20 protein-coding genes and 1 pseudogene are annotated in these 21,631 nt (G+C 43.4%); 11 read left to right on the forward strand and 10 right to left on the reverse strand.

From position 1 onward, the window contains the following. Positions 1-119 precede the first annotated feature (119 nt). The 3 genes from yhcY to yhdA are packed head-to-tail and all read left to right on the forward strand — an operon-like array spanning position 120 to position 2,424. Positions 120-1,259, forward strand: a complete 1,140-nt coding sequence (yhcY, locus tag M1D65_RS05075; RefSeq protein WP_032721229.1) for a two-component system sensor histidine kinase YhcY — start codon at positions 120-122, stop codon at positions 1,257-1,259. Further along, positions 1,256-1,903 (forward strand): two-component system response regulator YhcZ, encoded by a 648-nt coding sequence (yhcZ, locus tag M1D65_RS05080; protein ID WP_038829243.1) that lies wholly within the window; start codon positions 1,256-1,258, stop codon positions 1,901-1,903. The genes yhcY and yhcZ overlap by 4 nt, the downstream gene beginning before the upstream one ends. Continuing rightward, entirely contained in the window at positions 1,900-2,424 is a 525-nt protein-coding gene (yhdA, locus tag M1D65_RS05085; RefSeq protein ID WP_038829245.1) for an FMN-dependent NADPH-azoreductase, read from the forward strand. Before yhcZ ends, yhdA begins: the two co-directional genes overlap by 4 nt. A gap of 14 nt (positions 2,425-2,438) precedes the next feature. Here yhdA and M1D65_RS05090 read toward each other — a convergent pair whose 3' ends face one another. Continuing rightward, on the reverse strand, positions 2,439-2,681 hold the full coding sequence (locus tag M1D65_RS05090; RefSeq protein ID WP_003233373.1) for a YhdB family protein: 243 nt from the start codon (positions 2,679-2,681) through the stop codon (positions 2,439-2,441). Positions 2,682-2,881: 200 nt separating this feature from the next. Here M1D65_RS05090 and M1D65_RS05095 point away from each other — a divergent pair, with 200 nt between their 5' ends. Beyond that, a complete protein-coding gene (locus M1D65_RS05095) occupies positions 2,882-3,205 on the forward strand; it encodes a YqzG/YhdC family protein (protein ID WP_014476269.1) in 324 nt (107 codons plus the stop codon). 41 nt (positions 3,206-3,246) lie between these two features. Here the strand turns inward: M1D65_RS05095 and lytF are convergent, their stop codons facing one another. The 3 genes from lytF to M1D65_RS05110 all read right to left on the reverse strand — a co-directional run bounded on the left by lytF (position 3,247) and on the right by M1D65_RS05110 (position 6,934). Further along, a complete protein-coding gene (gene lytF / locus M1D65_RS05100; protein ID WP_038829247.1) occupies positions 3,247-4,707 on the reverse strand; it encodes a peptidoglycan endopeptidase LytF in 1,461 nt (486 codons plus the stop codon). A 153-nt stretch (positions 4,708-4,860) separates the two neighbouring features. Next, entirely contained in the window at positions 4,861-5,301 is a 441-nt protein-coding gene (gene nsrR, locus M1D65_RS05105; protein WP_014476271.1) for a nitric oxide-sensing transcriptional repressor NsrR, read from the reverse strand. Between the two features lie 106 nt (positions 5,302-5,407). Then, complete coding sequence (locus M1D65_RS05110) at positions 5,408-6,934, reverse strand: mechanosensitive ion channel (protein ID WP_038829249.1); 1,527 nt, start codon at positions 6,932-6,934, stop codon at positions 5,408-5,410. Positions 6,935-7,096: 162 nt separating this feature from the next. Here M1D65_RS05110 and spoVR point away from each other — a divergent pair, with 162 nt between their 5' ends. After that, positions 7,097-8,503 carry a stage V sporulation protein SpoVR gene (spoVR, locus tag M1D65_RS05115; RefSeq protein WP_014479295.1) on the forward strand — a complete coding sequence of 469 codons (1,407 nt, stop codon included), beginning with the start codon at positions 7,097-7,099 and terminating at the stop codon, positions 8,501-8,503. Between the two features lie 29 nt (positions 8,504-8,532). Here spoVR and phoA read toward each other — a convergent pair whose 3' ends face one another. Next, positions 8,533-9,918: an alkaline phosphatase PhoA gene (gene phoA / locus M1D65_RS05120; RefSeq protein WP_085186388.1), complete on the reverse strand. Its 1,386-nt coding sequence runs from the start codon at positions 9,916-9,918 to the stop codon at positions 8,533-8,535. 529 nt (positions 9,919-10,447) lie between these two features. Here phoA and lytE point away from each other — a divergent pair. After that, positions 10,448-11,452 (forward strand): peptidoglycan endopeptidase LytE, encoded by a 1,005-nt coding sequence (gene lytE / locus M1D65_RS05125; protein WP_021479670.1) that lies wholly within the window; start codon positions 10,448-10,450, stop codon positions 11,450-11,452. A 70-nt stretch (positions 11,453-11,522) separates the two neighbouring features. On the opposite strand, the gene citR is transcribed toward lytE, so the two are convergent. Next, the gene (citR, locus tag M1D65_RS05130) at positions 11,523-12,398 is read right to left on the reverse strand and encodes a transcriptional regulator CitR (RefSeq protein WP_003233357.1); all 876 of its coding nucleotides are present in this window, start codon (positions 12,396-12,398) and stop codon (positions 11,523-11,525) included. A 108-nt stretch (positions 12,399-12,506) separates the two neighbouring features. On the opposite strand from citR, the gene citA reads away from it, so the two are divergent. From citA to M1D65_RS05150, 4 genes are all read left to right on the forward strand, one after another. After that, a complete protein-coding gene (gene citA, locus M1D65_RS05135) occupies positions 12,507-13,607 on the forward strand; it encodes a citrate synthase CitA (RefSeq protein ID WP_049140659.1) in 1,101 nt (366 codons plus the stop codon). Positions 13,608-13,680: 73 nt separating this feature from the next. Further along, positions 13,681-14,550 (forward strand): SDR family oxidoreductase, encoded by an 870-nt coding sequence (locus M1D65_RS05140; RefSeq protein WP_021479668.1) that lies wholly within the window; start codon positions 13,681-13,683, stop codon positions 14,548-14,550. Between the two features lie 248 nt (positions 14,551-14,798). After that, positions 14,799-16,196 (forward strand): branched-chain amino acid transporter BcaP, encoded by a 1,398-nt coding sequence (gene bcaP / locus M1D65_RS05145; RefSeq protein WP_003233350.1) that lies wholly within the window; start codon positions 14,799-14,801, stop codon positions 16,194-16,196. Positions 16,197-16,314: 118 nt separating this feature from the next. Continuing rightward, entirely contained in the window at positions 16,315-17,670 is a 1,356-nt protein-coding gene (locus tag M1D65_RS05150; RefSeq protein ID WP_003233348.1) for a sodium-dependent transporter, read from the forward strand. A 34-nt stretch (positions 17,671-17,704) separates the two neighbouring features. On the opposite strand, the pseudogene pdxR reads toward M1D65_RS05150, so the two are convergent. Further along, positions 17,705-19,113, reverse strand: a pseudogene (pdxR, locus tag M1D65_RS05155) (MocR-like pyridoxine biosynthesis transcription factor PdxR). A 109-nt stretch (positions 19,114-19,222) separates the two neighbouring features. Here pdxR and M1D65_RS05160 point away from each other — a divergent pair. Beyond that, entirely contained in the window at positions 19,223-19,651 is a 429-nt protein-coding gene (locus M1D65_RS05160) for a GNAT family N-acetyltransferase (protein WP_009966899.1), read from the forward strand. Positions 19,652-19,681: 30 nt separating this feature from the next. On the opposite strand, the gene M1D65_RS05165 is transcribed toward M1D65_RS05160, so the two are convergent. Genes M1D65_RS05165 through sigM form a run of 3 tightly spaced genes read right to left on the reverse strand, consistent with a single transcriptional unit; the run spans position 19,682 to position 21,517 of the window. Next, entirely contained in the window at positions 19,682-19,972 is a 291-nt protein-coding gene (locus tag M1D65_RS05165; RefSeq protein ID WP_003233341.1) for an anti-sigma-M factor, read from the reverse strand. Beyond that, positions 19,960-21,036 carry an anti-sigma factor gene (locus tag M1D65_RS05170; protein WP_072175830.1) on the reverse strand — a complete coding sequence of 359 codons (1,077 nt, stop codon included), beginning with the start codon at positions 21,034-21,036 and terminating at the stop codon, positions 19,960-19,962. Before M1D65_RS05170 ends, M1D65_RS05165 begins: the two co-directional genes overlap by 13 nt. Next, positions 21,026-21,517 carry an RNA polymerase sigma factor SigM gene (gene sigM / locus M1D65_RS05175; protein ID WP_003224177.1) on the reverse strand — a complete coding sequence of 164 codons (492 nt, stop codon included), beginning with the start codon at positions 21,515-21,517 and terminating at the stop codon, positions 21,026-21,028. Before sigM ends, M1D65_RS05170 begins: the two co-directional genes overlap by 11 nt. Positions 21,518-21,631 lie beyond the last annotated feature (114 nt).

A 21,631-nucleotide genomic window follows, 5' to 3' on the forward strand; every position in this document is an offset into this window, starting at 1 on the left:
ATCCAGCTTTTTCTTTTTCTCATCCAAAAGTCTGAAAGAAAATCATCCCATCAGTGAAGTAATGAAATACAAAAAACTGGTATAATCTTAAATACAAGATCAATGCCGGAGTGAGAAACGTGAGCAAAACGAGGATGGAAAAATTAAAAACGCTGAAAACGATTGCGGAAACCTTAAATCAAGGGCACGATATCAAAGCAACACTGGATGAGGTTTTAAAAGAGTTGCTGAGTCTGACAAACCTTCAATCCGGATGGATTTTTCTGATCGAAGAAGATGGGTCTTATACGTTAGCGGCCGACGCTTATCTGCCCCCGGCTTTAAGCCGTAAGGAAAAAGTGCTGATGTGCGAAGGGGAGTGTTACTGCCTGACGAAATTCAATAACGGAGGGCTTAGAAAGGCTGCAAATATCATGAACTGCAAACGCATCGAATCAGCAGAAAACCTGCATTGTTTTGACACAGAAGGGATTACGCATCATGCAACTGTGCCTTTAGAAGACGGGGACAGAAGATTCGGATTGTTAAATGTAGCGGCGGCCGGAAAAACCATGTTTGATGAGGAAGAGCTGCATTTACTCGAGTCTGTCGCCTTTCAGATCGGAACGGCAATCCAGCGTATGAGGCTTTCTGAATATCAACAAAAAAATGCTCTTTTAATGGAGCGTAACCGCCTCGCTCAGGAGCTTCACGATTCAGTCAATCAAATGCTGTTTTCCGTCAGTTTAACTGCCAAAGCTGCGAAGACACTAACAAAAGATGAAAATTTACAGCAGATGATTGATTTCATCCAAAACCTATCACAGGACGCGCTCGCAGAAATGAAAGCGTTAATTTGGCAGCTTCGCCCCGGAGGATTGGAAAAAGGGTTGGCTGAAGCCATTAAAAGCTATGGTGCGCTCATTGGATTGAAGATCATTTTTACACAAAAAGGCTGTCCTGTTCTGACTGATGAGCAGGAGCATATGCTATGGCGTGTCGTACAGGAAGCTTTAAATAACTGCAAAAAGCATGCCGGAACGGATACGGCGTATGTTAGTCTGACTGCTTCTTTGTGCCATGCGGAGCTGGATATCATCGATCATGGGGCAGGATTTCGCTATGAAGCCCATGCCGATCTGCCTTCACTTGGCATCAAGGGTATGAAAGAACGAGCGGAAAAAGCCGGAGCTAAGTTTTGGATTGAGTCAGCGCTTGGAACTGGAACAAAGCTGTCCATCAGGCTTCCGCTAACAAGCCGAAAAGGAGGGGCGGTATGAAAATTGTCATTGCTGATGATCATCATGTTGTCAGAAAGGGTCTGCGTTTTTTCTTTGCCACCCAGGATGATATTGAAGTTGTCGGAGAAGCTGCAACTGGAATAGAAGCTCTCCGTGTCATCGAAGAGACAAAGCCGGATCTTGTGCTAATGGATCTGTCTATGCCCGAGATGGACGGCATTCAAGCCATTAAAAAAGCAATACAGCAATTTCCGGATACGAATATCATTGTGCTGACGAGCTACTCTGATCAGGAGCACGTCATCCCCGCGCTTCAGGCAGGCGCGAAGGCGTATCAATTAAAGGATACGGAGCCCGAGGAATTGGTGAAAACACTAAGACAAGTGCATGCTGGCGAATACAAGCTTTCTACAGCTATTATGCCCCATGTGCTGACACATATGAAAAATCAGCACGACCCGGAAAAAGAAAAATACTATCAATTAACAAGAAGGGAAAAAGACGTTCTGACTGAAATAGCGAACGGGAAAAGCAATAAAGAAATCGCAGCAGCCTTGTTTATTTCAGAAAAAACAGTAAAAACCCATGTATCGAATCTTTTAGCAAAACTTGAAGTGGCCGATCGCACGCAAGCAGCGCTTTTCGCAGTGAAATATAACCTGAATGGAGAGATCTTAAAATGAACATGTTAGTCATAAATGGCACGCCTAGAAAACATGGCAGAACAAGAATTGCAGCATCCTATATTGCAGCTCTGTATCACACGGATTTGATTGATCTAAGCGAGTTTGTATTGCCGGTTTTTAACGGTGAAGCGGATCAATCTGAACTGTTGAAGGTACAGGAGCTTAAGCAACGCGTTACAAAAGCGGATGCGATTGTATTATTATCGCCTGAATATCACAGCGGCATGAGCGGCGCTTTAAAAAATGCCTTGGATTTTCTAAGCAACGAACAATTCAAATATAAGCCCGTTGCATTATTGGCAGTAGCGGGAGGCGGAAAAGGCGGCATCAATGCGCTGAACAATATGAGAACTGTGATGCGGGGTGTCTACGCCAATGTCATCCCAAAGCAGCTGGTGCTTGATCCGGTGCATATTGATGTTGAAAATGCTACAGTGGCTGAAAACATTAAGGAAAGCATAAAAGAGCTTGTCGAAGAACTCAGCATGTTCGCAAAAACAGGAAATCCCGGCGTCTAAACGCCGGGATTTGTTTATGTGAGAAGGGCTATTTGATCTTCATAAGTCAGCTCAGTGGCATGATCAATATAACGGAGAAGGGAATACAGCATCTTTTCTAAAACGGCGTAATCCTGTTCAAAATGATACGCATGCAGAAAATGCTCAATTCGTTTTGATAACAAATCGTCCTCTGTACGCACCATTAAAATTAATAAATTATCCCATTGAGAACGATGGGTGTAATAAAGCGCTTTATCGTAATCGGCATAATCCATGAATCGCTTCTCCTTTCTTGGGTGAGAAGTTCATGATTAGTTTATGCCGCATCCTCTGTTATTGACGGGGCAAAACTTGCCGTCTGCGTCAGTAAAGGGGTAGCAATATGAGGGAGACATAAAATCAAAATGCCTGAATGAAGATATCGCTTTTGGTAAACCTATGAGGGAACATATTCTGGGTACAGGAGACTGAAAAAATGAAATCTCTGCCGTATACCATTGCGCTTCTTTTTTGCGGATTGATTATCGTGTCAATGGCTGCAAAAGGTCATTCAACGGACACAAACGAGTCCGTTCAAAAGTGGGAACAGCTTGCCTGGAGCAAAATTCAGGATGAATATAAGGGTGCTTCATTTTCTGATTATGCTTATATGGGGCGTACAGAGGTGAATGATCAGCAGACGAAAGATGTCTTTCGGGTGACAGTCAGACAAAAAGATGACACTTTTTCTGTTCGGGCCGAAGTCTATTTTCATCCGGTGACAAATCATATGATCAGCATCAACGTCTTTAGGCTCTAATAAAAAACTGTACAGCCGTTAAGGCCGCACAGTTTCTGTTTTTAGAAATATCGTTTTGCACCGAGATAGCGCTGTTTCCAGTAAGAGTTATTCATATTGGAAATGACAACTCCGGAATCGTTGGCATTTATGAATTCCCCGTTGCCTAGGTAAATTCCGACGTGGGAAGGGCCGGCTTTATATGTTGTAAAGAAAACGAAATCTCCGACAGCAGGCTGGCTAACTGATTTCATTGTGTTCCAATATCCCGCTGCCGTTAATCTAGATACGGATGTGACTTTGTTCAGTACATAGTAAATGAATCCGCTGCAGTCAAACCCGGACGGTGTCGTGCCTCCCCAGCGATACGGAACCCCAAGCTGCGCTTTAGCGGCCGAAATCATTGTGTTAATCTTCGCACTCGTTGAGCTGGTGGTGTTTGAAGAACCGGATGAAGACGATGATGAAGCTTTTCCGGAAATGACCAGCTTTTGGCCAACCTGCAAGACATCCGTTTTTAAATTGTTTTTCTCACGAATCTGCTGAGCTGTTACATTAAATTTTTGTGCAATCACCCATAAGGAATCACCGCTTTTCACCGTGTATGTAGTCGTCGTGCCGGAGCTTGCATTTGACGAAGAAGACGACGATGATGAAGAGCCTGAAGATGCTTTACCTGTCAGCTTCAATACTTGTCCAACGTAAAGCACATCTGATTTCAGATTGTTGATATTTCGGATTTGCTGTACAGTCAGGTTATAGTTATTTGCGATTTTCCAAAGTGAATCACCGCTTTTAACGGTATATTTAGTTGTTGCTGAAGTTTGGTTCGATTTGGATGAATTGTCTTTAGAAGACGTATCAGAGCCGCTTGATTTTGTTTTCAACACCTGATTCACGTAAATGGTGTCTGATTTTAAGTTGTTCAAGACCTTCAATTCAGCGATGGACATATTGACTTTGTTTGCAATTTTCCAAAGTGAATCTCCAAGCTGCACCTTATATGTTCCCGTAGAAGATGAAGAACTTGAACTCTTATTAGAACTGCTTTTTGAACTTGAGCTTGAACTCTTATTGGAACTGCTTTTTGTACTGGAACTTGAAGAAACAGTACCGGACACCTTTAATTTCTGCCCAGCACGAATTAAATCGCTGCTTAGTCCGTTTAATTTTTTCAGTTCCTGCACCGTCATTTTAAACTCATTTGCGATCAGCCAAAGTGAATCTCCGCTTTTCACTGTGTAAACAGAACTTCCGCTCTTCTTGGTTGTTGAGCTTGAAGTAGATGAAGAAGTGCTGGATTTGCTGCCTGGAATAGTAAGCGTCTGGCCGATCGACAGAACAGTAGTCGAAAGATGATTGGCGGATGTGAGGGCCGCCACACTTGTGTTATAGGTTTGGGCCAGTTTCCATAAAGAATCTCCGCTTTTGACCTTAATCGTTGCTGCTTCAGCTGGTGTCACTACTAAAGTTGTGCCGACAATCGCAGATGCTGTCAGCCCTGCTGCTAATTTCTTTTTCATCTTAGCTCTCCTTTTTCCCCCAATGATTTTGCATTTGCTGTTTCTTTTTTATATCGGCACATTTGTCTCATCGTTTTGCCTTTTTATAAAATTAGCCATATTATCTTAACAATAAGGGGGAAAAAGGGCATAAAAAAAAGAAGGAATCTTGATTCATTCCTTCATTTTTAAAAGCTTCATGATATCTTCTTTGTTTTTGACGAGGTCGCGCAGTGTGTATCTGTCTAAAACTGCGAGGTAGGCCAAAAGCGCTTCATTCAGCACATGTTTTAAGCCGCACACCGGGGAAATAACGCAGAGATTCTTGTTCGCATCAAAACATTCAACAATATTAAAATCGTCCTCCGTTTTTCTGACAACCTCACCGATGTTGATGTCTTCAGGGTCCATGCCTAATCGTATGCCGCCGCCCCGTCCGCGTATCGTTTCTACGTAGCCGAGCTGGCCGAGCCTGTATATGACTTTCATGAGATGATTTTTTGAAATAGAATACGTTTCGGCAATCTGTTTTATATTTGAAAGTTCTCCGGGACGCTCTGCAGCCAGAAAAATCAACACTCTTAATGAATAATCTGTATAATTGGTTAACTTCATAATAAGACCTCAGAATAAGACATTTTCTATATCTTATCATAATCGATTGAAAAATGAAAAAAAAGGAATTAAAAAACATGCACCCAGCTGGGTGCATGTTTTTTGCTTACATGTCATTCGGCGGATTTTGGTTTTTACGGTTTTTTTCGATTTCTGTGTTTTGCATTTTGCGTTCAAATGTAGACAGATAACGTGATGCAAAATCCTTACCGCCAAGGCCGAAGGATAAACCAAAAGCAAGTGCGAAGCCGCTAAGTACGATGATGAACGCGGAATTGACGATTGTCGCAGCGACACCAAGCTGATCCAGGGCCATAAAGAAAGCAAGTGCGATAATCGTATATTTAGCAATAGGCGCTAAAGACTTGAATTCCTGGCCTTTTATCATGCTTGAGAGCACTTTTCTCACCAATTCTCCTGCGTAAAGGCCGAGTCCGAGAATGAATACTGCGACAAGGACATTCGGCAGATACGCGATGATGCCGGTGGCAATTTCTACGAGGAAGTGCAGCCGAACAATTTGAAGCGCCTCAGCTGTAAAGAGCAGAATGACAATGATTTGCGCAATCATACCGACAACTTGAGACAAGGACAGCTTTGCAGGCGTTCCGGCTTCCATGCCCATTTTCCCTAAGACAGAATCAAAGCCTGCGCGATGGAGCAGTCCGGACACCATGGATTTCACCCATTTTCCTGCCCAGATACCCGCTAATACAAGCACGATGGCAATCATGATGTTCGGAAGCATGTTTAAAATCGTATTCAGCATAGAGACAGCTGGTTTTGAAATGCCGGCGACATCCAGCTGATCAAGCGCTGAAATGACCACCGGAATCATAATGAGCACATAAGCGATTGTTCCGATGACTGCTGAAAGGCTTGTGTCTTTTAAGTAAATTGATAAACCCATACGTGCCGCGAATCTTTCCGTGCCGATGCTTGCAAGGAAATTCGTAATGATATCACGGACAAGGCGGGCAACAAGCCAGCCGATTAATACGATAAGCGCCGCTGCAAATAATTTCGGCAGAAAAGCGAGCACGCTTTCCATCATATTTGTAAAAGGACCTGAAATGCCGCTGATTTTCAAAGAAGATAAGACCCCTGGCAGAAAAACAAGCAGCACGAGATAAAAGACAATTTGTGAAGCGGTATTGACAGCCTGGTGAATATCTTTTCCTTCAGACACCAAATTCCACTTGCGCAGTTTGTCACTCGTGTTCAGCTTCATCCCGATTTTTTTGACAAGGAAGCTCAAAACAGAGGCTGCAGCCCATCCTAACAGCAGAATGAGTCCGGCTTTCAGCACGCTTGGGATCGCAGCTGCAATCGCCGAAAGCATACTGACAAACGGCGATGCCACTGTTGTCAGGTGCAAAATGTTAAAGAATAAAATAAAGACGATGATCAGTGCGATAAAATAAACGACCTTGCTTATCACTTTTTCTGAGGAATAGCGTGAAGGCTTTTTCCCAGCAAAGAGCTTGTCGTCGATTTTTGTTTTGCTGAGTCCTTTGTATACCGCTTTTTCAATGATTTTAGCAATAGCCCAGCCGATTAATAAGACGAGTAAAGCAATGATTACGTTTGGCAGCTTACTGAGATAAGAAGAAAGCACGTCTGCTACATTCAATTGGTATCGCTCCTTTTTCGTAGTATGGTGTGTGTTTACCCACTGATCCAATAAGCAAACAGATGAATGTGCCGGGGGAATTTTTTCTTGCCCGAGTGAGACTATCATCTTTTGTATGGCGGGCTCATACATTATAGATAAGTCCAAGTAGGGGGGATTCGGTTGAACGCGGAGGAGAAGAAGGGATTACAGCGGGCAATTGAGGAAATTACCGAAATTGCAAAAGGATTCGGCCTTGATTTCTACCCGATGAGATATGAAATCTGCCCGGCTGAAATTATTTATACATTTGGCGCGTACGGGATGCCGACAAGATTCAGCCACTGGAGCTTCGGCAAGCAGTTTCATAAGATGAAGCTGCACTATGATCTAGGGTTAAGTAAGATCTATGAGCTGGTCATTAACTCAGATCCATGCTACGCTTTTTTACTGGACAGCAACTCACTGATCCAAAATAAATTGATTGTCGCACACGTTCTTGCCCATTGCGATTTCTTCAAAAACAACTGCCGTTTCCAAAACACGAAGCGCGATATGGTGGAAAGCATGGCGGCAACAGCTGAACGGATAAAACACTATGAACAGGTTCACGGGATAAAAGAAGTGGAATCTTTTTTAGATGCGATCCTTTCGATTCAGGAGCATATCGATCCGTCGTTGGTCCGACCAAAGCTTCAATGGAGTGTGGATGATGAGGAAGAGGAGATTGAAGAGGCAGCCACGCCTTACGATGATCTATGGTCTTTGGATGAAAAGAAACCGAAAAAACAAGTGAAAAAATCGAAAAAACCGTTCCCGCCGCGGCCTGAAAAAGATATCCTGCTTTTTATCGAGGAGCATTCCCGGGAGCTGGAGCCATGGCAGCGTGATATATTAACGATGATGAGAGAGGAAATGCTTTATTTCTGGCCTCAGCTGGAAACCAAGATTATGAATGAGGGCTGGGCTTCCTATTGGCACCAGCGAATTATACGTGAGCTTGATTTAACCTCTGATGAAGCGATCGAGTTCGCCAAGCTGAATGCAGGTGTCGTTCAGCCGTCCAAAACAGGTATTAATCCTTATTATTTAGGGCTGAAAATATTTGAAGACATTGAGGAGAGGTACAACAACCCGACGGAGGAAATGAAGAAAATGGGCGTGCAGCCTGACTCCGGCCGGGAGAAAATGTTTGAGGTCAGGGAGATTGAATCCGATATCTCTTTCATCCGCAATTATTTAACCAAAGAATTAGTCATGCGCGAGGATCTTTATTTATTTCAAAAACAGGGCCGAGATTATAAAATCATCGATAAACAGTGGAAGTCGGTGCGCGACCAGCTCGTAAGCATGCGGGTAAATGGCGGTTTTCCATATTTGACAGTAAACGACGGCGATTATATGAAAAATAACGAGCTCTATATTAAGCATTGGTATGAAGGAATAGAGTTAGATTTGAAATATTTGGAGAAGGTGCTTCCTTATTTATTCCAGCTTTGGGGAAGAAGCGTGCACATTGAGTCTGTGCTTGAGGATAAGGAAGTCATGTTTTCGTACGACGGAAAAGGTGTTCACCGCAGATATTTATAAAAAAGAGGATGCAGCGTTCTGCATCCTTTTTATTTTCCAGTTTTTAAAATCTTAAATATGATGTTTGCCTGGTCCGTATTGTTAATCAATCCGCGGAATTTTTCTTTTCCGGGGCCGTACGCGTATACCGGTACTTCTTCGCCGGTATGATCGGTACTCGTCCATCCGCTGTTGGAGCGAGTATTAAAAATCTTGATGATGGCTTTGTAGGCCCCTTTGCTTTTGTCAGCCTGTGCAGCTGCTTCAACGCTTTTGATTTCTTCAGATGTGACTTTCAGATTGCCATAGCGGGCGAGCACATCTTTAACCGGCTTGCCTTCACTGATTTTTTTGGCCATGAATTCAGGTGTTTTCTTAGCGGAGAGAATCGGTTCTGCGTGCCAATTCTTTTCCCCGTTTGCGCCAATGGTAAAGCCGCCGGTTGTATGGTCAGCAGTTGCAATCACAAGTGTATGTTTGTCTTTTTTCGCAAATTCAATCGCGGCTTTATAGGCCTGTTCAAAATCTTTAACCTCGCTCATGGCTCCTACTGTATCATTGTCATGGGCCGCCCAGTCAATCTGGCTCCCTTCGACCATCAAGAAAAATCCTTTTTTATTTTGGTTCAGGCGATCAATTGCTGAAACCGTCATGTCTTTGAGAGACGGTGTTTTACTGTCACGGTCGAGCGCTTTAGCAAGCCCTCCATCTGCGAAAAGCCCGAGCACCTGCTGATCTTTATTTTTTTTCAATGCTTGTTTAGTTGTCACATAGCTGTAGCCGGCTTGTTTGAATTCCTTTGTCAAGTTTCTGTCCTTGCGGTTAAAATAAGATTTTCCGCCGCCGAGCAGCACGTCTATTTTATGTTTGCCTTTTATTTTGTCATCCATATAGCTGTTGGCGATTTGGTCCATGTTTTTCCGTGATTCATTGTGGGCGCCATATGCGGCTGGAGTGGCGTGGTTAATTTCAGACGTGGCGACAAGCCCTGTTGACTTGCCTTGCTGTTTGGCCTCTTCAAGTACAGATTTCACTTTTTTTCCGTTTTTATCGACGCCAATTGCATTGTTATATGTCTTAACGCCTGTCGCTAATGCTGTTCCGGCTGCTGCTGAATCTGTAATATTATAGTCAGGGTCATCCGGATGCGTCATCATCATGCCTGTCAGGTTCCGGTCAAATTCTGTTAACTTCGGGTTATTCGGTGTGTCACCGTTATTTTTCATGGAACGGTAGGCTCTTATGTAAGGCGTCCCCATGCCGTCGCCTATCATCACAATGACATTTCTGATCTCAGCTTTGTCTTGTTTTTTGGCGCTGGCCTTTTCTGTTTGCTGAAGCTCAGCTCCGGCAAAGATTCCAGCTGTAAGGACAGAAACAGCGGCGATTGGCAGAAGTTTTGATTTCATATTTTGAAACAAACTCATTTTTTTCATGCCTCCTTTAATGTATTCCGTTTATCATGTTAGGGAAATTTTGTTAAATGCGGCTGCTGATCATGTAAACAATAAGTAAAGCCTTGTAAGGAAATGAAAAAACGCTTTTCGTTATCTTGCCTTATTTGATGTAAAGCATTCATTTTTCAGAAAAATCTTTACCTCTCTGTCTTTGCATGATATGTTTGTTTAAATAAAAAAACTGCGGATAACCACAGCTCTCCTCGAATATTCTTTATCACTCATTTTTCCGATATATGAGCCGACCCCGAAAGTTTTTCATTTATTTCCTTTATGTTGAAAAACATCCCATAAAACATGACAAAAGCACTCGTTTTTTGTCACCTTTGCAACGAAAATGAAATATTTAATACCCTTAAAAACTTTTTTTTAGAACGAATAATTAAGAAATTTGTCACATGAAGTCAAGACTATTTCTGATGGGAATCTATCCTTATAATAGAAATCAATAAGATTAATTTAAAAAAAGAGATACATATATAGAGAGTTAACATTTGGGGAGGAAAATATGAAAAAGCAAATCATTACAGCTACGACAGCAGTTGTTTTAGGATCGACGTTATTTGCAGGAGCGGCATCTGCACAAAGCATTAAGGTGAAAAAAGGCGACACGTTATGGGATCTTTCAAGAAAATACGACACAACGATCAGTAAAATTAAATCAGAGAACCACCTTCGTTCAGACATTATTTATGTGGGACAAACTTTATCGATTAACGGCAAATCTACAAGTTCAAAAAGCAGCAGTTCTTCTACCTCTTCTTCTACATACAAAGTAAAGAGCGGGGACAGCCTTTGGAAAATTTCAAAAAAATACGGCATGACAATCAATGAACTGAAGAAGCTGAATGGCTTAAAATCAGATTTGCTTCGTGTTGGACAAGTCCTGAAACTGAAAGGTTCAACTAGTTCAAGCAGCTCCAGCTCATCAAAAGTGTCATCGTCTTCCACTTCTACTTATAAAGTGAAGAGCGGAGACAGCCTTTCTAAAATTGCGAGCAAATATGGTACTACGGTTAGCAAATTAAAAAGCTTAAACGGCTTAAAATCAGATGTAATCTATGTCAACCAAGTATTGAAGGTGAAAGGAACAAGCACAAGCAGCTCAAAACCTGCTTCATCTTCATCATCTTCAAGCAGCAAAACGTCATCTACATCACTTAATGTGAGCAAACTGGTTTCTGATGCAAAAGCGTTAGTCGGAACGCCATATAAATGGGGCGGAACGACAACTTCCGGCTTTGACTGCAGCGGATTCATTTGGTACGTACTGAATAAACAAACAAGTGTGGGCAGAACAAGCACTGCAGGATACTGGAGTTCTATGAAGAGCATTGCCAGCCCGTCTGTTGGTGATTTCGTCTTCTTCACAACATATAAATCCGGCCCTTCTCACATGGGGATTTACATTGGAAACAACAGTTTCATTCATGCAGGATCAGACGGCGTACAAATCAGCAGTCTGAACAACAGCTACTGGAAGCCTCGTTACCTCGGTGCGAAAAGATTCTAATTTTTAGAGAAAACCCGTTCATTGGAACGGGTTTTTTTCATTAGACGGAGCACAGGCGTTTTGGTTGCTCCTAAAAATGAAAATGTGATAAAAAATCCAAGAATTTTTTTTCTTTCTTATTTTCATAAAGGGCAATCGCGTAAGCGCCGGCATAGGGCAGCTGTACAGACTGATAAGGAATTCTGATCATCTGTTTCTCTGCTAACTCACGCTTTACTGTAGATAAAGGCAGAAATGAAACTCCGAGTCCTTCCTTGATAAACCGTTTCGTTATATGTGTTTGAGTGACCTTCATTGTTCTCACAAATGGAAATGTCATTCTGACTTGACGGAGCAAGTCGTCCCAGTAATCAGGATGATTGTGGGTCAAAAGCAGGTATTGTTCGAGCACCTCTTTGGCATCAATTTCGTTGTCTTCTATGAAACGCTTATCGGGCGGGGCAACAAGGACGACAGGGTCTTTGTATAAGCAGTGGCAGCTTAAAGAAGAAGACTGTACCTTTAAACAGCTTAGTCCGATATCTGCTTCCCCGGCTTTAATCAGTGACGCGATTTCCGCTGATTCGAAAATCGTAACCGCCATTTCTGTTTCCGTATTCATTGCTGTGTACCGTTTCATGACAGAAGGAAGCACAGTATCTGCAATAAGCGGAGAAACCGCGAGCTGTAAGGTTTGAGAGTAGCCTTGTCTCACTCTGTGAAGTTCTGCCATGCTGTTTTCATAATCATCAAGAAGCCTGAGCGCATACGGCAAATACGCCCTGCCTTCATCAGTCAGCTGGATTTGCCTGCCTTTACGCTCGAACAGCTTGCAGCTGATTTCTTTTTCTAATTGCTTGATATGTACGGTCACAGTGGGCTGAGATAAGAAAAGCGTTTCCGCCGTTTTTCGGAAGTTTTCATATTTTGCAGCGGTCACAAAGGTGTGAAGCCATTTGAAATCCATTTCTATTCTCCCTCTGATTAATATTTTTAATTAATTCCCTTTAAAATATTCATTATTTTTTAAATATTATATTTACTATAATAACAGAAAAGGATAGGGGGAATACAAATGGTACATTACGGATTAAAGGGAATTACATGTGTAGAAACATCCATCAGCCATATTGATGGTGAAAAAGGGCGTCTGATTTACAGAGGACATCATGCAAAAGACATCGCACTGAATCATAGCTTTGAAGAAGCGGCTTATTTGATTTTATTTGGAAAACTGCCTTCAACTGAAGAATTGCAGGTATTTAAAGATAAGCTGGCTGCGGAACGGAATCTTCCGGAACACATTGAGCGCTTGATTCAATCACTGCCAAACAACATGGACGATATGTCGGTGCTGAGAACGGTTGTTTCAGCATTGGGGGAAAATACGTACACATTCCATCCGAAAACAGAGGAAGCAATCCGGCTGGTTGCAATCACGCCTTCTATCATTGCATACAGAAAAAGATGGACGCGCGGTGAACAAGCAATTGCACCTTCTTCCCAGTACGGACATGTCGAAAACTACTATTATATGCTCACAGGTGAACAGCCTTCAGAGGCAAAAAAGAAAGCGCTTGAAACCTATATGATTCTGGCCATGGAGCACGGCATGAACGCATCCACTTTTTCGGCACGAGTCACGTTATCAACAGAGAGTGATTTAGTGTCAGCCGTCACGTCTGCTCTCGGCACGATGAAAGGTCCGCTGCACGGAGGCGCTCCTTCTGCGGTGACAAAAATGCTTGAAGACATTGGAGAAAAAGAACATGCTGAAGCATATCTGAAAGAAAAACTCGAAAAAGGAGAGCGCTTGATGGGATTCGGCCACAGGGTGTACAAAACAAAAGACCCGCGGGCAGAAGCTTTAAGACAGAAAGCAGAAGAGGTGGCCGGCAATGACCGTGATCTTGATCTTGCGCTGCATGTAGAAGCAGAAGCGATTCGTTTGCTTGAAATCTACAAACCGGGACGAAAGCTGTACACAAATGTTGAATTTTACGCGGCTGCAGTGATGAAGGCCATCGATTTTGACGATGAATTGTTTACTCCGACCTTTTCAGCAAGCCGAATGGTAGGGTGGTGCGCCCATGTGCTGGAACAGGCAGAAAACAACATGATTTTCCGCCCGTCAGCGAAATATACCGGTGCCATTCCCGAGGAAGTTCTTTCATAACATATTTTGGCGTTTATTCATTTCTGTCGTGTGGTAACGTTCAGTATCAACCACATGTCTAGGAGTGATGAATGTGAACCCAATGGACAGACAAACAGAAGGACAAGAACCGCAGCATCAGGACAGACAGCCGGGCATTGAATCAAAAATGAACCCGCTGCCGCTGTCAGAGGACGAGGATTATCGAGGAAGCGGAAAACTGAAAGGAAAAGTCGCGATCATTACTGGAGGCGACAGCGGAATAGGGAGAGCAGCAGCTATTGCCTTTGCTAAAGAGGGGGCTGATATCTCCATTCTATACTTAGACGAGCATTCGGACGCAGAGGAAACACGTAAACGGATCGAAAAGGAGAATGTCCGCTGCCTGCTTATCCCGGGAGATGTCGGGGACGAGAACCATTGTGAACAAGCTGTGCAGCAAACAGTGGACCATTTTGGTAAACTTGATATCTTAGTGAATAACGCCGCTGAACAGCATCCGCAGGACAGCATTCTTAATATTTCAACAGAACAGCTGGAAAAAACCTTTCGCACAAATATTTTTTCCATGTTTCATATGACGAAGAAAGCTTTGCCTCACCTGGAAGAGGGGAGTGCCATTATTAATACGACATCGATTACCGCTTATGAAGGGGATACGGCGTTAATTGATTATTCCAGCACAAAGGGTGCGATTGTCTCCTTTACGCGTTCCATGGCGAAGTCGCTTGCAGATAAAGGCATCAGAGTGAATGCGGTGGCGCCCGGTCCGATTTGGACACCGCTTATTCCGGCGACATTCCCTGAGGAAAAAGTGAAACAGCACGGCTTGGATACCCCAATGGGAAGACCGGGACAGCCGGTTGAGCATGCAGGCGCCTATGTTCTGCTGGCGTCTGACGAATCTTCCTATATGACAGGGCAGACCATTCATGTGAATGGCGGCCGTTTTATTTCAACGTAATCAACGAAAAACCAGCTCTAGAGCTGGTTTTTTTGTGCGGTAAAAAATTAAAAATAAAAAATTTGTCGATTTTTCTAACAATTTTGTTTTCATTTTTGCAATTTTATATATAATATTGAGTAGGAGAAAGGAATGATTCGCGACCAGTACAAATATAGTAGAAAAAAAGAAAAATGACCATTGTTGCTCATAAATTCAGAAAATTCAAATAAAATATATAAAAATAGATGATCGGGAGTTGAAGGGGAATGAAAGGGAGCGTTTTTAGGAAGAAAAGCATTCAGGATTTAATCGCTGCGACGAGCGGTGAAAAGTCTTTAAAAAGAGAATTAGGGGCATTTGATTTAACGTTGCTTGGAATCGGCGCCATTATTGGCACAGGGATTTTTGTTCTGACGGGAACAGGTGCAGTCACGGCCGGTCCCGGGCTGACGATTTCATTTGTTGTGGCGGCGCTGGCTTGTTTATTCGCCGCCCTGTCTTACGCGGAATTTGCGTCAAGTGTGCCTGTTTCAGGTTCGGTGTATACATTCACTTATGCGACATTGGGAGAGCTTATGGCCTTTATTATCGGGTGGGATTTAATTTTAGAATACATGCTGGCGGTAAGTGCAGTGTCGGTCGGCTGGTCTGGTTATTTCCAATCGTTTTTATCAGGGCTCGGCATTCATCTTCCGGTTGCTTTAACAGCGGCACCGGGCGCAGTGAAAGGCACCTTTACCCTGTTTAATCTTCCTGCATTCGTCATTGTAATGGCGATCACATATTTGCTTTATTTAGGCATCAAAGAATCAAAAAGAGTCAACAATATCATGGTTATCTTGAAGATACTGGTTGTTCTGCTGTTTATCGCGGTGGCAGCCGTTTACGTGAAGCCGCACAACTGGCAGCCGTTTATGCCAATGGGCTTTGGCGGCGTGTTCAGTGCAGCGGCGCTCGTATTCTTTGCTTTTATCGGATTTGACGCTGTATCCTCTGCTGCGGAAGAAACGAAAAATCCCGCGAAGGATCTGCCTAAAGGCATTATTTTCTCTTTATTGGTTTGCACGATTTTATATGTCACCGTATCAGCGATCATGACTGGGGTTATCCCGTTTGCTCAATTTGCGGGTGTGGATCATCCGGTTTCTCTAGTTCTTCAAAGCGCAGGGCAAAATTGGGTGGCAGGCATCATTGATATTGGCGCCGTGCTGGGAATGACAACAGTTATGCTCGTCATGCTTTACGGGCAGACACGCGTCATGTTTGCCATGTCGCGTGACGGGCTTGTGCCGGGCTCACTTTCTAAAGTGCATCCAAAGCACAAAACACCTTATGTAGCCACTTGGTTTTTCGGAACGATGTCGGCGCTTCTCGGCTCACTTGTTCCGCTGGATGAACTTGCAAAGCTGGTGAACATCGGGACGCTGTCGGCATTTGTACTGATTTCTGTGGCAGTTATCGTTTTGAGAAAGAAGCAACCGGATCTTCCGAGAGCCTTTAAATGCCCGGGAGTTCCGTTTATCCCAGGCCTGGCGATTCTGTTCTGCCTGTTCTTGATTTTAAATCTGGGGTGGGTGACGATTGTTCGCTTCCTAGTGTGGCTGTTAATCGGCTTGGTAATCTATTTCCTGTATTCAAGAAAGCATTCAAAATTAAATCAATAACCTTTTGATAAAGAGAGCGGCCATACAGGCCGCTCTCTTTTCTGTTCTTGGCAAATGAATCTATAGAAATGAAGACAAAAATAAGAGATAATATAGGCTGGAAAGGAAGTGACGTTTATTGTCTGAGCAAAAACCAGTCCAATGGGCTTCGAAAATCGGTTTCGTCATGGCAGCGGCCGGCTCGGCTATCGGCTTGGGCGCGATTTGGAAGTTCCCTTACGTAGCGGGGACCAATGGGGGAGGAGCCTTTTTTCTTATCTTCGTGTTATTTACCATCCTCTTAGGCTATCCGCTTTTGGTGGGGGAATTTATTTTTGGAAGACGGAACCAGACGAATGCCATTGATGCATATAAAAAAGAAGCGCCGCGATCAGCTTGGTTTCTTACAGGGTGGATCGGCGTAGCCGCGTGTTTCTTAGTGCTGTCGTTTTACAGTGTAATCGGGGGATGGATTTTGCTGTATATCGTGAAAACAGCGTCAGGATCACTGTCCGGGCTTTCTCAAGCACAGTATGGCGCTCTTTTTGCTTCTATTATCCAAAATCCGGTGCAGACGCTCGCGGCTCAGCTTGTCTTTATGGTACTTACTGTCATCGTTGTCGCAAGAGGGGTTCAAAAAGGGATTGAACGGGTAAGCGCGGTGATGATGCCGATTTTGTTTTTATTGTTTATTCTGCTCGTTCTTCGGTCTCTTACGCTTAATGGTGCAATGGAAGGCGTAAAGTTTCTGCTTGTGCCTCATTTCGGCGATTTGACTCCGGAATCCATATTATTCGCGCTGGGACAGGCCTTCTTTACGTTAACACTGGGGGTTTCGGTGATGGTGACCTACAGCTCCTATTTGCCGAAAACACAAAATATCCCTCGTTCGGCAGCCTCCATTGTCTTGATGAATATCATTGTGACACTCTTGGCAGGTTTGGCTATTTTTCCGGCGGTTTTCTCATTCGGTTTTCAGCCAAATGAAGGACCGACACTGCTGTTTACAGTGCTTCCGGCCGTTTTTGAACAGCTTCCGTTCGGCACGTTGTTTTTTATCGGCTTTCTCGTTGCATTTTTATTTGCAGCCTTAACCTCAGCATTTTCGATGGTTGAAATTATCGTTGCCACAATCGGAAAAGGGGACGAAAAGAAGAGAAAAAAGCTGTCATGGACGAGCGGGCTTTTGATCTTTTTGGTCGGAATCCCATGCTGCTTGTCTTATGGCGTATTGAGTGATGTGCACCTATTTGGCAAAACATTTTTTGATATTGCCGATTTTACCGTCAGCAATGTTTTGATGCCTTCAGGCGCTCTGTTAATTTCTCTATTTATCCCGCTGAAAATTTCGAAAAGCGAACTCTTGGCTGAAATGCGAAATGGATCAAATGCAGGTAAAGCATTCTTTTACACGTGGTTTTATTTGCTTCGTTTTATCGTGCCGCTTGCCATTATTATCGTGTTCTTAAATTTAATCGGAATTTTATCATTTTAAAAAACAGGCTCCGTTTCCGGGGCCTGTTTTTTATTTAATAAGATGATATCAACGGTGCCCATGCCGTTTTCAGTTTTTGGATGCCGAGCCTGATGTCCTCTTCTGACAAACCGCCATAACCGATTAAGACAGAAGCAAAAGGCGTCTGTTCTTTATATGAGGGAGACACGGGATAGATAGTTACACCGTGGTCTGCGGCTGCTTGTATTGCTTCTTCCTCACTTGCTGGAAACAAAAGGCGCAGCAGAATGTGAAGCCCCGAGTTCTTACCGAGAATCTCAACGGTGTTTCCCAGTTCAGAGCGAATGGCTTCTAACAGGATAGCGTGTTTTTTTCGGTATAAGCTTCTCATTCTATTTATGTGTTTTTGCCACTCTCCGGTTTCGATGAAGTCTGCCAGTGCCAATTGCGAGTGGGCAGAAACGGTCTGCTTCATTAACTGAGCATTGTTTTGGATCGGTTCCATGAGTTCAGGGGGCACAATCATGAAGCTGAGCCCAAGGAAGGCAGAAGTGACTTTGAAAAAGTGCCCAGATATATGACTCTGCCATTCGGATCAAGACCCTGTAAAGACGGAATGGGATGGCCGCTGTAGCGAAATTCTCCATCGTAATCATCTTCTATAATGAATGAATTTGTTTCTGCCGCCCATGCCAGCAGCTCCTGTCTGCGGGTAATCGTCATAATGGTCCCAATCGGAAACTGATGCGAAGGAGTCGTATACATGAGATAAGGATTCTGACGGTAGAGCTCATCCGGCAGGACGCCTTCTGCATCAGAACAAATCGGAGTGACATCCATGTGATTTGCTTCAAACATCCTTCTTGAACGGTGAAAGCCCGGTTCTTCAAAGCCGATTTTTGTACCTGGCTTTAGCGAAAGGCAAAGAATTTGCAGAAGCACGGTGGTTCCTGCGCCGATGATAATCTGGCCGGGTTCACAATTTACTCCCCGAGACAGCCTGACGAATCGGGCAATCATGTGCCTGAGTTCGTATTCTCCTTGAGGGTCGCCAGAGGTGTGAAACGATCCGGAATAGCGATTAAGACTTTTTACTATGCTTTTTCTCCATGCGTTAAAGGGAAAGAGGGTCGGATCAACGCTGCCCTGATGGAAGTCAATAGCAGGTGCGTTTTTTTGATGTAATCCCGGCTGTACAGACTGCTGAAAATGGTCAGGAGCTGTCGGGAATCCTGGTTCTACTTCCGCCGCGAACCAGCCGATTTTCGGCTTGCTTTTGACATAGCCCTCAGCAGTTAATTGCTCATAAGCTCGTTCTATAGTTGCCGTGCTGACATCGAGCAAGCTGGAGAGCCTGCGTTTTGACGGAAGTCTTGTTCCCTTTGTGATTCGCGCATGTGAAATTTCTTGTTTAAAAAAGGTATAAAGCTGTTCATACAGCGGTGTTTTGCTCTTTTTATCAAGAAACGGCGTAATATCCATCTCATGTCTCCTTTGTAGCTGGCATGGTCATTTTTTCTGATATTGGCTATTTGGCAAATGCCATTTATTAGCTATGATCATTGTAACGAAAGGAAAGGGGATTGAGAAGATGATCCATATGAAACAATTAACCTCGAAAGAAGAATGGGCTGAGTCGTATCCGATTATGAGTGAATTGAGAACAGAACTGGATATAGAGACGTATTTACAAAGGCTTGAAGCCTGTGTGCAGAAAGAATCGTATATGCTGTTTGCCTTATATGAAAATACAGCAATCAGAGCGCTGTGCGGGGCTCTGCCGAGAGTTTCCATTCATAAAGGAGAGCACTTGTGGATTGCGGATCTTGTTACAACGGCACCTTGCCGATCAAAGGGATACGGCAAAATGCTTTTGGATTATGCCTCAGACTGGGCGAGAAAAGCCGGACTCGGTTTTGTCAGTCTTTCATCTGGCCTGCAGCGTAAAGACGCACATCGATTTTATACAGATAAAATGGGTTTTACTATAGAAAGTTATTTGTTCCGAAAACCGGTATAACGAAAAAAGACGCCTGAAAAGGCGTCTTTTTTAAAAGCCAAACTGTAAATTCGTATCTACAGATACAATGGTATACACACAAATAATCACAAAGAGATTAAGGATGACGCCGAGCAGGCCTGGACCTGTGCGCCCTCTCTTGATGAAGAGTTCAACAACGCCGAACGGAACGGCAGCCATGGCGAACGGAAGCATTTGATAGGAATAAAACGTGACGTTGCTGATAATGGCCAAATTCAGCAACAGCAGGGACAGAACCGCTGTCCCGACAGAGATCCAGCCGAATACATTGTGTTCTTTAAAAATTCTTACCAGTTCCATAATTCCACCTCGCCGACATTCGCTGATTTTACAGATTTATTTTTCAGCATGCGCTGGATTTCCTTGGTTGGCCCTGTAACGACCGAACCGTATACATTGACACCGTTTTTCTCTACATAATCTAATCGTTTATCTACATTCAGGTCTTTCCGTTTTGAAATGACCTGAGCCCATTTTTCGTGTTTGGACATGAATTTTAGGGCGTTGATAAACTGATCGCCATTCGACTTGCCTTTTGTATTAAGGGCGGCCAAGAACTTTGAATCCTTTCCAGGATAGCCAAGAGGTTCTGTGGAAGCTGTCTTATTTGTGTTTTTCTCTGTTTCGATTGCGTTCCACAAAAAGCTCACATCATAGCCTTTGAATTTGTTATACACGTCTTTTGTCGGATATGCACGGTCATATGAAAGGTAGACCTCTGATACCGTTCCTTCAGGCAATGTGCTTAACGTTTTTTCTGCTTTTGCGGTCGTTTGTTCAGACTTGTTTGAAGGATGTGTAAAGTAATGGCCGGTTTTATTCACTTCTAAGTCATAGTAGTTTACTGCCGGCGCTTTTACTTTGTTATAAAACATTTCAACCCGTTCATTCCCTACGGCAGCCGTCTTCGTGCCAATCTGCTTTTGCAGCGGGAATTCCGTATTCATTCCAAATAGCTTCACTTGGCTTTTCAGTCCGGAAGTATCAACAAGAACATTCGGCATGGTCAGGGCTACAGTGACTGCGGCAGTTTCCATAAACTCATTGCCGGTGCTGTGTTTCCCACCCATTCCGTAATAGAGGTAGCTTCCCAGCGTACAAAGCGGCAAAATCATCAATGTCGAAATGACGGCAAGCACAGAAATTCGCAAATAAGACTTGCGTTTGCCGTAGGCTAAAATCGCTTTTTGTTTTTCAGGACTGATGCTGAGATCCCAATCGTTATCGTCCTCTAGTTCGCTGTCAATCAGTTCCTGATATACTTCGAGCTTCTCAAGTTCTTCCTCAAATGCAGTCATTTCCTGGTCGCTCATTTCCCCATTTTTATATTGATCAAAACGCTTTTTAAATTCTTCATTCATCATTAACACCTCTATTATAAAGTGCTTTCAGCCGCTGTCTGGCACGAAATAAAACACTTTTAAAATTCGCCTCTGAAATATTCATAATATGGGATGCTTCTTTGTAGTTTAACTCTTTTAAATAATATAGCGTTAAGGCCTCCCGATAATTATCGGGGAGCTCGGACATATAACCAGTCAGCACTTCCTTTATCTCTACCTGATGGGCAGGACTTTGAACAGCATTTTGAAAGAGGCTTCCGATTAAGTCATCAGAAATGGTTACTTCTTTCTTATGCTTTCTGACGTAATCAATGAAGGCGTTTCGCGCCACTTGAAAAAGCCAGGGCTTTACTTTGCTGTGATCATAGGAGTGAATGTGTATGTATGCCCGCATAAAGGTTTCCTGCAGCAAGTCTTCAGCAAGATGCTTGTCTTTTGTCATGGAGAGCAGGAACCTGTAAACATCATTCATGTACATTTGGTAAATTTCATCGATCGTCACTGCCTTTTCTCCCCTCTATGTTATACACGCATAAGAAAGGTTTAAAGTTGCACATTACATGCAAACGGCTTTTTTATACCTAATCAAACACCATTACTATATAGTACCCAAAAA

The organism is Bacillus sp. JZ39, assembly GCF_053903145.1.